We start from the raw sequence: 14202 nt of genomic DNA, 5'->3' as shown, positions 1-14202 counted from the left end.
TTCTCGTCGCTTTTCCTTATTAGGTTTTAAGTATACTTATTATATTTCTAAATCTAGAAAATGTTAACCAATTACTTTTTGAATACGATTTAAAACTTTTTCTTTTCCAAGAAGAGCAATCGCATTAGGAAGTTCTGGGCCATGCGTTTGTCCAGTAGTAGCAACACGGATTGGCATAAATAAGTTTTTACCTTTATGTCCTGTTTCCTTTTGAACTGCTTTAATAGAAGCTTTAACTGCTGCTGGCTCCAGCGCTTCTAGAGCTTCTAATTGACCAGCAAATGCACGAAGCACTTCAGGTACTTGTTCACCTTTCAATACTTCTTGTCCTTCTTCTTCATAATCAACATGATCTTTAAAGAACATTTCAGAAAGCTCTACAATTTCAGCTCCAAAGCTCATTTGGTCATGATATAAAGCAATTACATCACGAACCCAAGCTTGTTCTTGTCCGCTTAAGTTTTCACCTACGCGACCAGCCTTCACTAAATGCGGTAAGCTTAGTTCAACAACCGTATCTAATTCTTGCTTTTTCATATATTGGTTGTTCATCCATTTTAGTTTTTGAGAATCAAACAATGCAGGTGATTTCGATAAACGAGCTGCATCAAACATTTTGATAAACTCATCTTGAGAGAAGATTTCATCTTCTCCTACCGGCGACCAACCTAGTAGTGCAATAAAATTAAAGATTGCTTCTGGAAGATATCCAAGCTCTTTATATTGCTCAATAAATTGAATAATAGATTCATCACGCTTACTTAATTTTTTACGGCTTTCATTTACAATTAAAGTCATATGACCGAACCTCGGGATATCCCAACCGAAAGCTTCGTAAATCATCATTTGTTTTGGCGTGTTTGAAATATGATCATCACCACGAAGTACGTGTGTAATTTCCATTAAGTGATCATCTACTGCTACCGCAAAGTTATAAGTTGGAATACCATCTTTTTTCACGATAACGAAATCGCCAAAATCATTTGAATGGAATGCCACTTCGTCTTTTACGATATCTTTAAACGTGTAGTCGCGATCAGCAGGTACACGGAAACGAATACTTGGAATGCGGCCTTCAGCCTCAAACCCTTTCATTTGTTCCTCAGTTAAATCACGGTGATTTCCAGCATAACGCGGTGTTTCACCACGAGCGATTTGACCTTCACGCTCTGCTTCTAGCTCTTCTTCTGTCATATAACATTTGTAAGCTAAACCACGCTCTAATAAATCTACATATAATTTTTTATAAATATCTAAACGCTCTGTTTGACGATATGGTCCAAACTCACCACCAACATCAACACCTTCATCCCAATCCATACCGAGCCATTTCAAGTATTTTAATTGGCTTTCTTCTCCACCAGCAACATTACGTTTTACATCAGTATCTTCAATACGAATAATAAACTTACCATCTTGATGACGAGCAAATAAATAATTAAATAATGCCGTACGCGCATTTCCGATATGTAAGTGTCCTGTTGGACTTGGCGCATAGCGCACTCTCACTTGCTTTTCCATAATTGGTACACCTTCCATTCTTAATGTCTACACATTCTATAATTGTACAACAAAAAAATGTGATTATCCATCTTACGAATTAAAAACCATTATTTTTTCTGCAATAATACGACTGCTTGAGAAGCAATCCCTTCTTCTCTACCTGTAAATCCTAATTTTTCTGTTGTTGTTGCCTTTACATTAATATTATCAACAGACGTTTCTAATAGTTCACTAATACGTTTGCGCATGCTTTCAATATGCGGTGCCATTTTTGGCTTTTGGGCAATAATTGTACAATCTAGATTCCCTAGCTCGTAACCTTGTTCACGCACAAATTCCCAAACTTTCTGTAACAATATAGCTGAATCTGCATCTTTAAAGGCAGGATCTGTATCAGGAAAATGCTTTCCAATATCTCCTGCTGCAATTGCTCCTAAACACGCGTCAGCAATCGTATGTAACAATACATCCGCATCCGAGTGACCGATTAATCCTTTCTCATGAGGAATTGTAATTCCGCCGATAATTAATGGTCTACCTTCCGCAAATTCATGTACATCAAAACCTTGTCCAATTCGAAACATTCTTTGCATCCTCCTCAAGCTAAACTACTGAGCTTTATGATTCTATATTATATTGCTATCCCTATAAAGAAAAGCCCGGCCGTTGCCGAGCTTTTCTTTACTATAATGCCATCACTACTATTTCTTCTGAACATGAAGGAAACTTTCAGCAATTAACAAATCCTCCGGAGTCGTCACCTTAATATTATAGTAACTCCCCTCCACTACACCTACTCGCTTCCCGATACGTTCTACGAGACTTGCATCATCTGTACCAAGGAAACAACTCTGCTTTGCACTTCTATGAGCTTCTAATAACAGAGGAACAGAGAACCCTTGCGGCGTTTGAACTGCTTTAAGCTGAGAACGTTCTACCGTTTCAACAACAACACTCTGTTCTACTTTCTTAACTGTATCCTTCACTGGTACTGCACAAATGGAAGCACCATATTTTTCTGCTGCAGTTAATACATCTTGAATCATTTTATTCGTTACGAACGGGCGCGCACCATCGTGTACGAGAACATACTCGACTCCGCTCACATGCTGAAGCGCATTATATACGCTATCTTGCCTTTCAGCCCCGCCTTGAATAAATTGCACCTGTTTTTCAACTGGGTACTTCTGCATTAACTCCTCAAAATACGGGCGTTCTTCTTCGTTAATTGCCATAATAATACTTTTGCATGCTCTATCTTTTTCAAAAGCACGTAATGTATGCACAATAATCGGCACTTCATTTATAAGTAAGAACAACTTATTTTTGCCAGCACCCATCCGTTTTCCTTGACCCGCTGCTGGAATAATTAATGTATACATATTAAAAATCCTCTACTTATAATGCTTTTTCTAAAAATTTACGTTTCGCGAATATCATACGACCAGCCGATGTTTGCAATACACTTGTAACAAGTACATTGAGTTGTGAACCGACATATTCTCTACCGTCTTCTACTACAATCATCGTGCCATCATCTAAATATGCAACACCTTGATTTTGTTCTTTACCATCTTTCACAACATAAACACTTAGTTCTTCGCCAGGAAGTACAACTGGTTTAATTGCATTTGCTAAATCGTTAATATTTAACACTGTTACCCCTTGTAATTCAGAAACCTTATTTAAGTTGAAATCATTTGTTACAACAGTTCCACCGGTGATTTTCGCTAACTTTACAAGCTTGCTATCCACCTCTTGGATATCCTCGAAATCGCCTTCATAAATTTCTACCGGAATTGGCATCTCTTTTTGAATACGATTTAAAATGTCTAACCCTCTGCGACCACGATTACGCTTTAACGCATCGGAAGAATCGGCAATATGCTGAAGCTCTTCTAATACGAATTGTGGAATCACAATTGTTCCTTCTAAAAACTTTGTTTGGCAAATATCAGCAATACGTCCATCAATAATTACACTCGTATCGAGAATCTTCCAGTGAGCTGTAGACTTCTCTACTTCTCCCTCGGCCTCTTCAGTCTCACTATTGTTCTTTTTCTTACCACCACGTTGTGGTAATGTAAATAATCCTAGCAATTCATTTCTCTTTTTAAACCCTACTTGGAACCCTAAATATCCAAGCAAAAGGGTAAAGAACACTTGCAATACTGTACTAATGACTGGGATTGTAAATTCACGAATTGGTATTAAAATTAAATATGCAACAATAAGACCAGAGATCAACCCTAATGTACCAAATAAAACATCTGCTACAGGCGCCTTTACAAGGGCCTCTTCGATATGCTTAATAAGTTGAACAATATAATCTACAAGCCAAAATGTTGTTAAAAATAAAATAATTGCACCAATAACTGCCCGAACATACGATCCTTCAAGCCATGGAACAGCACCTATGTCCAATACATTAATAACTTTTGGGATCAAGAAAATCCCTAACGCTCCCCCGATCACTAAAAAGAAGAGCTGTACGATCCGTTTTAACATCCAACCACCTCCTACTCATTATTAACCATTGTTTTGCTAATCAAAACGCCGAATGCAAAAGCGGACGTGTTTTTTTTGTAAATAGTTTTATTTACCAATATACCATATCATATACCAAAAATGTTCTAGTGTCGTTATATTATGGAATCAATGTAATATTCTTAATTGTGTCTACTCATATAGAGATGCTCTTGAATTCTTTTTAGGCCTTCTCGTATTTTCTTCGCTCTAACTTCTCCAATTCCTTCCACATCATCCAATTCATTAATAGTTGCGCGACAAACACCTTGCAACGTTTTAAAGCGATTAATTAAATTTTCAATGATAAGTGGTGGAACGCGAGAAATTTTGCTTGCGATTCGGTATCCTCTCGGTGTCACACTTTCCTCTAAGCTCATTTGTCCTGGATAACCAAGCAACTTAACTAAATCGCTATCCTCTAGAAGTTGTGTATTTGCAAGATCTTGTAACTTCTTCAAAATTTGATGGTGATCTTGCGTTTTCTCTTGGTAGTAATCCTTAATCAATAGCGCTGCCTCTGCTTCTAAATCAGCTAGTAATTCTGTGAGTTGTAAACGAATTAATCTTCCTTCTGTTCCTAACTCATGAATATAGCTCAATATTTCATTTTTAATACGCAGTACCATTTCAACACTATGTAAAACATGAACTACCTCGGACATTGTAACGACCTCTTCAAATTCTAGAATGCCCAAATTCGTAATCCCATCATTCCATACAGCTTTATATTTTTCTAACGTTTGAATAGCTTGATTTGCCTTCGTTAAAATTACACCTATATCTTTTAGTGTATAACGTAAGTTACCTTGATATAGTGTAATTACGTTACGTCTTTGTGAAATAGCCACAACAAGGCTAGCCGTCTGCTTTGCTACACGCTCTGCCGTTCGATGACGCATACCTGTTTCAATAGAATCAATGGATGGATCTGGAACTAATTGTGCATTTGCAATTAAAATTTTGCTCCCAGTTTCATTTAAAATAAGTGCCCCATCCATTTTTGCTAATTCATATAAACTAGCCGGTGAGAATGCACAATTAATGTGAAATCCTCCATCAACAATACTTTTAATCTGCTCATTATACCCAAGAACAATTAGCCCTCCAGTTTGCGCACGAAGTACGTTATCTATCCCTTCGCGTAGTGGTGTTCCTGGGGCAACGAGCTGTAGAATGTTAATCATACTTTTGACACGTTGCTTGTTTTCCTCCATAGCCTAGCCTCCTAATGTCAAACGAAGCGCTTCTCCTAAATTAGAAACACCCACTACCTCAATCCCATCTGGAATTGTCCATCCTCCCAAATTTTTTCTAGGAATAATAGCACGTTGAAATCCTAATTTCGCTGCTTCTTGTACACGTTGTTCAATTCTTGATACTCTTCTTATTTCTCCAGTTAGGCCTACTTCTCCTATTACCGCATCGGTTGGTGCAGTAGGTTTATCTCTGAAACTTGAAGCAATACTTAATGCAACGGCTAAATCGATTGCTGGTTCATCTAATTTCAAACCACCCGCGACTTTTAAATACGCGTCTTGATTTTGCAACAATAAACCGGTTCTTTTTTCTAACACTGCCATAATAAGTGAAACGCGGTTATGATCAATTCCCGTCGCCATTCTTCGAGGATTTCCAAAACTAGTAGGAGAGATTAATGCTTGTATTTCTACTAAAACCGGTCTTGTTCCTTCCATTGAAGCAACCACTGTGGATCCTGCAACTCCAACTGGACGTTCTTCAAGGAAAATTTCAGAAGGGTTTAGTACTTCTGCAAGACCTAGCTCCTTCATTTCAAAGATACCCATTTCATTTGTGGAACCAAAACGGTTTTTCACAGCTCGCAAAATACGATATGTATGGTGACGATCTCCTTCAAAGTAAAGAACTGCATCAACCATATGTTCTAGCATACGTGGTCCTGCAATTGCCCCTTCTTTTGTCACATGTCCGACTATAAAAATAGGAATCCCTTTCGTCTTTGCAAGTTTCATTAATTCCGCTGTACATTCACGTACTTGCGCGACACTTCCTGGTGCTGACGTCACTTCAGGTAAATGTATCGTTTGAATGGAGTCAATAACAACAAAAGCTGGATTCATCTCTTCAATGTGCGATGCAATTCGCTGTAAATCAGTCTCTGCTACAACAAATAGATTACTACCCTTTACATGCAAACGATCTGCACGAAGTTTAATCTGCTTTGCCGACTCCTCACCCGATATATATAGTACATCATATGAAGAATCTGCTAATTGCGATGAAATCTGTAATAGCAATGTTGATTTTCCAATCCCAGGGTCTCCACCAATAAGTACTAAGGACCCATCTACAATCCCACCACCAAGTACACGGTTAAACTCTTGGAATTTCGTTTCAATACGCGCCTCTGACTTTGTTTCTACTTCTGTTAGGCGTCTTGGTTTTGTTACTTCTGATTGGATTGCATTGGCATAATTAAGGCGTCTTGATGATACAACCGGTTCCATCTCTTCAACAAGCGTATTCCATTGACCACATCCAGGACATTTCCCCATATATTTTGGTGACTGATAACCACATTCTTGACATGTAAACTTTGTTTTCTTTTTAGCCATATCTTTTTATATTTCACTTCACTTTCATCTATAAACGTTTATCCTTCTCGTACAAGAAAGAGGGCTATCGCGTAGCCCTCTTTGTTTGTCTATACTTATTTTACCTTTTCCGCACTATGAATGACAAATGATTCTCCTTCTACATCAAAGATAACTTTTTGTCCTTTCTCAATAGCGCCTTTTAACAGTTCTTCTGACAGTCTATCTTCCACGTGCTTCTGAATTGCCCTACGAAGTGGACGAGCACCGTATTCACGATCAAACCCTTTATCAGCAATCGCTGCAATCGCTCCTTCTGTTAGGTGTAATTCAATCTCTTGTTCTTTTAAGCGTTTCACTAACTGATTAACCATAAGTGTTACAATCTCTTGAATATGTTTTTTCTCAAGCATATGGAACACGATAATTTCATCAATACGGTTTAAGAATTCTGGACGGAATGCCTTTTTCAGTTCATCCATTACTTTACCTTTCATATCTGAATAATCGCGGCTCTCATCTTGTACGTTAAAGCCAAGATGTTTATTACGTTTTAACGCATCTGCACCGACGTTAGACGTCATAATAACAATTGTATTACGGAAATCAACTGTACGCCCTTTAGAATCCGTTAAACGACCATCTTCTAATACTTGTAGTAAAATATTAAACACATCAGGATGAGCTTTCTCTACCTCATCTAATAGGACAACCGAATATGGCTTACGACGAACTTTCTCTGTTAATTGTCCACCTTCTTCATATCCAACATATCCTGGAGGAGATCCAACTAAACGAGAAGTAGAATGCTTCTCCATGTATTCAGACATATCGATACGAATCATCGCATCCTCATCACCGAACATAGATTCTGCTAACGCTCTTGCAAGTTCCGTTTTACCTACACCTGTTGGTCCTAAGAAAATAAATGAACCAATCGGGCGCTTCGGATCTTTTAATCCTGCTCTTGCACGACGAACAGCTTTTGCCACAGCTACGACTGCTTCATCTTGACCAATTAAACGATCATGTAAAATTGATTCTAAGTTTAATAATTTATCTGTCTCTGTTTGTGCAAGTTTAGAAACTGGGATACGTGTCCATGTGGAAACGACATTTGCAATGTCTTCTACTGTTACTTCTGAATTTTCTTTTCCTTGTTGCTCTTTCCACTGGCGTTTTGTATCTTCTAACTTTTCACGTAAACGTTGTTCCATATCACGTAAGGAAGCAGCTTTTTCAAATTCTTGACTTTGTACAGCTGCATCTTTTTCTTTTCTAATTTCCTCAAGTTTCACTTCGAGCTCTTTTAAGTTCGGTGGTGTTGTGTAAGAACGTAAACGTACTTTTGATGCAGCCTCATCAATTAAATCAATTGCTTTATCAGGTAAGAAACGATCTGTAATATAACGATCTGAAAGTTTTACAGCCGCATCGATTGCATCATCTGTAATAGATACACGGTGATGCGCCTCGTAACGATCACGTAAACCTTTCAAAATTTGAATTGATTCCTCTAAACTCGGCTCATCAACATGGATTGGCTGGAAACGTCTCTCTAAAGCTGCGTCTTTTTCAATATATTTACGATATTCATCTAAAGTTGTCGCCCCAATACATTGTAATTCACCACGAGCTAAAGATGGTTTTAAAATATTTGACGCATCAATTGCACCTTCTGCTCCACCTGCACCAATTAATGTATGAAGCTCATCAATAAATAGAATAATATTGCCCGCTTGACGAATTTCATCCATCACTTTCTTTAAACGGTCTTCAAATTCACCACGATATTTCGTTCCAGCTACAACTGTTCCCATATCTAATGTCATAACACGCTTATCTCTTAAAGTTTCAGGAACTTCATTATTTACAATTTGCTGTGCTAACCCTTCTGCAATTGCTGTCTTACCTACACCAGGTTCTCCAATTAATACTGGATTGTTTTTTGTTCTACGGCTTAACACTTCAATTACGCGTTGAATTTCTTTACTACGTCCAATAACAGGATCTAAACGATTTTCACGTGCCACAACTGTTAAATCACGTGCTAAACTGTCAAGCGTCGGTGTATTTGCATTTGTTGATGAACCACCTTGGTGACCTGAACTAGCTTCGTTACTTCCAAGAAGTTGCAGTACTTGTTGTCTTGCCTTGTTTAGACTTACACCTAAATTATTTAAAACACGTGCCGCTACCCCTTCACCTTCACGGATTAAACCCAGTAAAACATGTTCTGTTCCCACGTAGGAATGGCCCAGCTTACGCGCTTCATCCATAGACAACTCAATAACCTTTTTAGCACGAGGTGTGTAATGTACTGTTTGTGAAGCTTCTGTTCCACGCCCAATTAATGCTTCTACCTCTTTTTGAACTTTCTCTGGACTTAATCCAAGAGCAATTAACGCTTTTGCTGCAATCCCTTCGCCTTCGCGTACAAGCCCAAGTAAAATATGTTCTGTACCAATATTATTATGCCCAATGCGAATTGCTTCCTCTTGAGATAAAGCTAATACTTTCTGTGCTCGTTCTGTAAATCTTCCAAACATCATAGAAATCGCCTCCTACTTGCGCTTAGTTTTGTTCAATACGTAATCGCTCACGGATTAAGGTTGCTCTTCGATAATCTCTTTCTTCTGGCCCTAAAGGTCCTCCTGCATATTGCTGCAAAATGCCTGGCTGAGTAAGGACCATTAACTCAGTCAAAATATTTCTTGATATCCCTTTTATATATCCTAGGTCAATACCAATTCGTACATCGGATAAACAAGTAGCCGCTTCCGCAGATTGGATTAAACGACTATTAGAGAGTATACCGTAAGAACGATATACTTTATCTTCAAGCTCAACACTCGAATTTTGTACGATTAATTCTCTAGCTATTTTTTCTTGTTGTATAATTTGTTGAATGACACTCTTTAAATCTGCAATAATATCTTCTTCTGCTTTACCTAGTGTCATTTGATTGGACACTTGAAATATATTACCTAACGCTTCGCTACCTTCACCGTATATTCCTCTTACTACTAACCCTAATTTTTGAATTACTTGTATAATACGGTTAATCCTTTTCGTTAAAACGAGTCCCGGTAAATGAATCATTACAGAGGCCCTTAATCCTGTACCAACGTTAGTAGGACAACTCGTAATATATCCAAGTGATTCATCAAAAGCGTATTCAACTTCTTCCTCGATCCAATTATCTATTTGATTGGCACTCTGAAGCGCCTTTGATAACTGTAACCCTGAAAATAAACACTGAATCCTAACGTGATCCTCTTCATTAAGCATGATACTAATATGTTCACTTTCTGATAGTAAACATGCTCCGTATTCTGTTCCTGCAAGATTTGGACTAATTAAATGTTTCTCAACTAAAACCCTCCTTTGAAGAGGATTTAATTCATCCATTTTTAATAGTTCAAACTTCCCAAAAGGTTCTACCGGTTTATTTACAAACTTCTTCTTAAATAATTCATGAATCTGTTTAGCTTCTTTCTCGTTTTGCATAGTAGAGAATTGATATTTTTTTAAATTACGAGCCAAACGAATTCGACTACTTAAAACAATATCAGAATCAGGGCCATCTCCCTTCATCCACGGACTAATTGCTTCGTTCATAATTCTGTCCAGTGACATAGAACTATTCCCCCTCTCTATGCTCACTAAGCCGATTTTCAAGACCTCGAATTTCATCTCGTATTTCAGCTGCTTTCTCAAACTCCTCTTTTTGCACAGATTGCTTCAGAGTAAGTTTTAGTTCATCTAATTCTTTCTTTAAGTGGATATTTCCTTCTATACGCTCTGGAATTTTTCCACAATGATCTGTATGTCCACCGTGTAGACGTTTTAATAGTGGTTTTAAATGCTCTTTAAATGTATCGTAACAAGAAGCACAACCAAAGCGTCCCACTTTTGTAAATTGTTCATATGTCATCTTACAATCTGGACATCTTAGTATATTTATATTCGAAAATGTATTTTGTCCTTCTTCAAACATTGCTGATTCACCATGTAATAATCCGGCTAATAGTTCATGGAATGAAAAATTAGAGTGCTGTGATTGAAAGAAAGACGTATAGCCACTTTGTTCTGCACATTGCTCACAAAGATGAACTTCCGCCTTTTTCTCGTTGATTACTTTTGTATAATGTAAAGTTGCTGTTCTTATATTACAATTTTGACAAGTCATCGCTATCCCCACCTTTACAACAGGAACGATCTATCTCATGATACTTTTCATACATTACTAGATTGTTCTCTTGCCTTAATCTATTTAATAAAAGCACATGTTACCCTTCAAAATCCCTACAATATTAAACTGCATTATCTTAGTTATCATTTTTACAAAAGTTATATTTATTTATATTTCAGTGTTCTTAACATTGCGCATAATATTCGAGCCCTAAGTTCATCTCGAGAAGGAACATCCATTAATAATACAGAACGATCTAGTACACTTAACATAAGTTTAGCTTCACGATTTGTTATGATGCCCTCTTCTATTAAACGTATAACCATACTTTCTGCATTTCCTTGTGCAACGCTATGATCAATCATATGAAGCATTTGATCAATAATGTCTATATCGTCATGCAGTTTGACTTTTATAATGCGAATGTAACCTCCTCCACCTCGTTTACTTTCTACTACGAATCCTCTTTCTAACGTAAAACGGGTATTGATTACATAGTTGATTTGAGACGGAACACAATCGAATCGATCCGCGATCTCATTCCTCTTGATTTCAATCACATTATTATTACTTAAGTCAATAACTTGCTTTAGATATTTCTCAATGATATCAGATATATTTCTCATTTATCCGCCACCTTTATTGACTTTGACTATCTTTGACTTTAATTATATACGTATTAAAAAAATTTGCAACTCTTTTGCTTATTCACTATCCTAGCCACATTTCACAGTCTTTAATCAAAAGGACGGTTCTTTAAGTAAAGATTTTTTAAATTACTATGAATTATAAAAGAAAACACGAAAAAACACGAGTCAAATGACTCGTGTCTTAGTTGCTTGGCGACGTCCTACTCTCACAGGGACAAGGTCCCAACTACCATCGGCGCTAGAGAGCTTAACTTCCGTGTTCGGTATGGGAACGGGTGTGACCTCTCTGCCATCATCACCAAACTATGAAGGCATATTCCTTCAAAACTAGATAACATTTGCTACATATTATATGGTTAAGTCCTCGATCTATTAGTATTCGTCAGCTCCACATGTCACCATGCTTCCACCTCGAACCTATCAACCTGATCATCTTTCAGGGATCTTACTAGCTTACGCTATGGGAAATCTCATCTTGAGGGGGGCTTCATGCTTAGATGCTTTCAGCACTTATCCCTTCCGCACATAGCTACCCAGCTATGCCCTTGGCAGAACAACTGGTACACCAGCGGTGCGTCCATCCCGGTCCTCTCGTACTAAGGACAGCTCCTCTCAAATTTCCTACGCCCACGACGGATAGGGACCGAACTGTCTCACGACGTTCTGAACCCAGCTCGCGTACCGCTTTAATGGGCGAACAGCCCAACCCTTGGGACCGACTACAGCCCCAGGATGCGATGAGCCGACATCGAGGTGCCAAACCTCCCCGTCGATGTGGACTCTTGGGGGAGATAAGCCTGTTATCCCCGGGGTAGCTTTTATCCGTTGAGCGATGGCCCTTCCATGCGGAACCACCGGATCACTAAGCCCGACTTTCGTCCCTGCTCGACTTGTAGGTCTCGCAGTCAAGCTCCCTTATGCCTTTGCACTCTACGAATGATTTCCAACCATTCTGAGGGAACCTTTGGGCGCCTCCGTTACACTTTAGGAGGCGACCGCCCCAGTCAAACTGCCCACCTGACACTGTCTCCCGGGTCGATAAGACCCGTAGGTTAGAATTTCAATACAGTCAGGGCGGTATCCCACCAGCGCCTCCACCGAAGCTAGCGCTCCGGTTTCAATGGCTCCCGCCTATCCTGTACAAACTGTACCAAAATTCAATATCAGGCTACAGTAAAGCTCCACGGGGTCTTTCCGTCCTGTCGCGGGTAACCTGCATCTTCACAGGTACTATAATTTCACCGAGTCTCTGGTTGAGACAGTGCCCAAATCGTTACACCTTTCGTGCGGGTCGGAACTTACCCGACAAGGAATTTCGCTACCTTAGGACCGTTATAGTTACGGCCGCCGTTTACTGGGGCTTCAGTTCAGAGCTTCGCTTACGCTAACCCCTCTCCTTAACCTTCCAGCACCGGGCAGGTGTCAGCCCCTATACTTCGCCTTACGGCTTCGCAGAGACCTGTGTTTTTGCTAAACAGTCGCTTGGGCCTATTCACTGCGGCTTTCCGTTAAGAAAGCACCCCTTCTCCCGAAGTTACGGGGTCATTTTGCCGAGTTCCTTAACCAGAGTTCTCTCGCACACCTTAGGATTCTCTCCTCGCCTACCTGTGTCGGTTTGCGGTACAGGCACCTTTTATCTCGCTAGAAGCTTTTCTTGGCAGCGGGGAATCAAAGACTTCGCTCCATAAGGAGCTTCCCCATCACAGCTCAGCCTTCACGATAAGCGGATTTGCCTACTTATCAGCCTAACTGCTTGGACGTGCACAACCAATCGCACGCTTCTTCTATCCTTCTGCGTCCCTCCATTGCTCAAACGATAAAGAGGTGGTACAGGAATATCAACCTGTTGTCCATCGCCTACGCCTGTCGGCCTCGGCTTAGGTCCTGACTAACCCTGAGCGGACGAGCCTTCCTCAGGAAACCTTAGGCATTCGGTGGACGGGATTCTCACCCGTCTTTCGCTACTCATACCGGCATTCTCACTTCTAAGCGCTCCACCAGTCCTTCCGGTCTGACTTCACTGCACTTAGAACGCTCCCCTACCACTGATACCATTGGTATCAATTCGCAGCTTCGGTGGTGTATTTAGCCCCGGTACATTTTCGGCGCAGAGTCACTCGACTAGTGAGCTATTACGCACTCTTTAAATGGTGGCTGCTTCTAAGCCAACATCCTAGTTGTCTAAGCAACTCCACATCCTTTTCCACTTAATACACACTTTGGGACCTTAGCTGGCGATCTGGGCTGTTTCCCTCTTGACTACGGATCTTATCACTCGCAGTCTGACTCCTAAGGATAAGTCATTGGCATTCGGAGTTTGACTGAATTCGGTAATCCGATGAGGACCCCTAGTTCAATCAGTGCTCTACCTCCAAGACTCTTACACTTAAGGCTAGCCCTAAAGCTATTTCGGGGAGAACCAGCTATCTCCAGGTTCGATTGGAATTTCTCCGCTACCCACACCTCATCCCCGCACTTTTCAACGTGCGTGGGTTCGGGCCTCCATTCAGTGTTACCTGAACTTCACCCTGGACATGGGTAGATCACCTGGTTTCGGGTCTACGACCACGTACTAAACGCCCTATTCAGACTCGCTTTCGCTGCGGCTCCGTCTCTTCAACTTAACCTTGCACGGGATCGTAACTCGCCGGTTCATTCTACAAAAGGCACGCCATCACCCATTAACGGGCTCTGACTATTTGTAGGCACACGGTTTCAGGATCTCTTTCACTCCCCTTCCGGGGTGCTTTTC

The 14202-nt window shown here is 39.9% G+C and carries 10 protein-coding genes, 2 rRNA genes and 1 other annotated feature (2 of these 13 cut by a window edge); all 12 genes read right to left on the bottom strand.

Going from position 1 to position 14202, the window contains the following annotated elements:
• Positions 1–16 (bottom strand) — a binding site (T-box leader); it reaches 231 nt to the left of the window's first position.
• Positions 17–63: 47 nt separating this feature from the next.
• The gene (gene gltX / locus LUS72_RS00555) at positions 64–1521 is read right to left on the bottom strand and encodes a glutamate--tRNA ligase (RefSeq protein ID WP_264448502.1); all 1458 of its coding nucleotides are present in this window, start codon (positions 1519–1521) and stop codon (positions 64–66) included.
• Between the two features lie 89 nt (positions 1522–1610).
• Complete coding sequence (gene ispF / locus LUS72_RS00550) at positions 1611–2087, bottom strand: 2-C-methyl-D-erythritol 2,4-cyclodiphosphate synthase (protein WP_000488381.1); 477 nt, start codon at positions 2085–2087, stop codon at positions 1611–1613.
• Between the two features lie 117 nt (positions 2088–2204).
• The gene (ispD, locus tag LUS72_RS00545) at positions 2205–2885 is read right to left on the bottom strand and encodes a 2-C-methyl-D-erythritol 4-phosphate cytidylyltransferase (protein ID WP_097833016.1); all 681 of its coding nucleotides are present in this window, start codon (positions 2883–2885) and stop codon (positions 2205–2207) included.
• A gap of 16 nt (positions 2886–2901) precedes the next feature.
• Complete coding sequence (locus LUS72_RS00540) at positions 2902–4011, bottom strand: PIN/TRAM domain-containing protein (RefSeq protein ID WP_097833017.1); 1110 nt, start codon at positions 4009–4011, stop codon at positions 2902–2904.
• A gap of 161 nt (positions 4012–4172) precedes the next feature.
• Complete coding sequence (gene disA, locus LUS72_RS00535; RefSeq protein ID WP_000392161.1) at positions 4173–5246, bottom strand: DNA integrity scanning diadenylate cyclase DisA; 1074 nt, start codon at positions 5244–5246, stop codon at positions 4173–4175.
• A gap of 3 nt (positions 5247–5249) precedes the next feature.
• Positions 5250–6626, bottom strand: coding sequence for a DNA repair protein RadA (radA, locus tag LUS72_RS00530; protein ID WP_001085206.1), 1377 nt, complete (start codon positions 6624–6626; stop codon positions 5250–5252).
• 95 nt (positions 6627–6721) lie between these two features.
• Entirely contained in the window at positions 6722–9157 is a 2436-nt protein-coding gene (gene clpC, locus LUS72_RS00525; RefSeq protein WP_000971190.1) for an ATP-dependent protease ATP-binding subunit ClpC, read from the bottom strand.
• Positions 9158–9179: 22 nt separating this feature from the next.
• Positions 9180–10244: a protein-arginine kinase McsB gene (locus LUS72_RS00520; RefSeq protein ID WP_097833018.1), complete on the bottom strand. Its 1065-nt coding sequence runs from the start codon at positions 10242–10244 to the stop codon at positions 9180–9182.
• A gap of 4 nt (positions 10245–10248) precedes the next feature.
• Positions 10249–10797: a protein-arginine kinase activator protein McsA gene (locus tag LUS72_RS00515; RefSeq protein ID WP_097833019.1), complete on the bottom strand. Its 549-nt coding sequence runs from the start codon at positions 10795–10797 to the stop codon at positions 10249–10251.
• Between the two features lie 167 nt (positions 10798–10964).
• Positions 10965–11426: a transcriptional regulator CtsR gene (gene ctsR, locus LUS72_RS00510; RefSeq protein ID WP_001244553.1), complete on the bottom strand. Its 462-nt coding sequence runs from the start codon at positions 11424–11426 to the stop codon at positions 10965–10967.
• Positions 11427–11637: 211 nt separating this feature from the next.
• Positions 11638–11753: ribosomal RNA gene (gene rrf / locus LUS72_RS00505) — 5S ribosomal RNA — on the bottom strand.
• Positions 11754–11802: 49 nt separating this feature from the next.
• Positions 11803–14202: ribosomal RNA gene (locus LUS72_RS00500) — 23S ribosomal RNA — on the bottom strand; it runs 522 nt beyond the window's last position.

It is taken from the genome of Bacillus cereus (assembly GCF_025917685.1).
GTDB classification, from domain to species: domain Bacteria; phylum Bacillota; class Bacilli; order Bacillales; family Bacillaceae_G; genus Bacillus_A; species Bacillus_A cereus_AT.
Note: the sequence above shows the minus strand (reverse complement) of the source record. Positions and strands in the feature narration are given on the sequence as shown.

Excerpts from the sequence above, each read along its gene's own strand:
- gltX (WP_264448502.1), bottom strand. The coding sequence starts at position 1,521 with ATGGAAAAGCAAGTGAGAGTGCGCTATGCGCCAAGTCCAACAGGACAC.
- ispF (WP_000488381.1), bottom strand. The coding sequence starts at position 2,087 with ATGTTTCGAATTGGACAAGGTTTTGATGTACATGAATTTGCGGAAGGT.
- ispD (WP_097833016.1), bottom strand. The coding sequence starts at position 2,885 with ATGTATACATTAATTATTCCAGCAGCGGGTCAAGGAAAACGGATGGGT.
- LUS72_RS00540 (WP_097833017.1), bottom strand. The coding sequence starts at position 4,011 with ATGTTAAAACGGATCGTACAGCTCTTCTTTTTAGTGATCGGGGGAGCG.
- disA (WP_000392161.1), bottom strand. The coding sequence starts at position 5,246 with ATGGAGGAAAACAAGCAACGTGTCAAAAGTATGATTAACATTCTACAG.
- radA (WP_001085206.1), bottom strand. The coding sequence starts at position 6,626 with ATGGCTAAAAAGAAAACAAAGTTTACATGTCAAGAATGTGGTTATCAG.
- clpC (WP_000971190.1), bottom strand. The coding sequence starts at position 9,157 with ATGATGTTTGGAAGATTTACAGAACGAGCACAGAAAGTATTAGCTTTA.
- LUS72_RS00520 (WP_097833018.1), bottom strand. The coding sequence starts at position 10,244 with ATGTCACTGGACAGAATTATGAACGAAGCAATTAGTCCGTGGATGAAG.
- LUS72_RS00515 (WP_097833019.1), bottom strand. The coding sequence starts at position 10,797 with ATGACTTGTCAAAATTGTAATATAAGAACAGCAACTTTACATTATACA.
- ctsR (WP_001244553.1), bottom strand. The coding sequence starts at position 11,426 with ATGAGAAATATATCTGATATCATTGAGAAATATCTAAAGCAAGTTATT.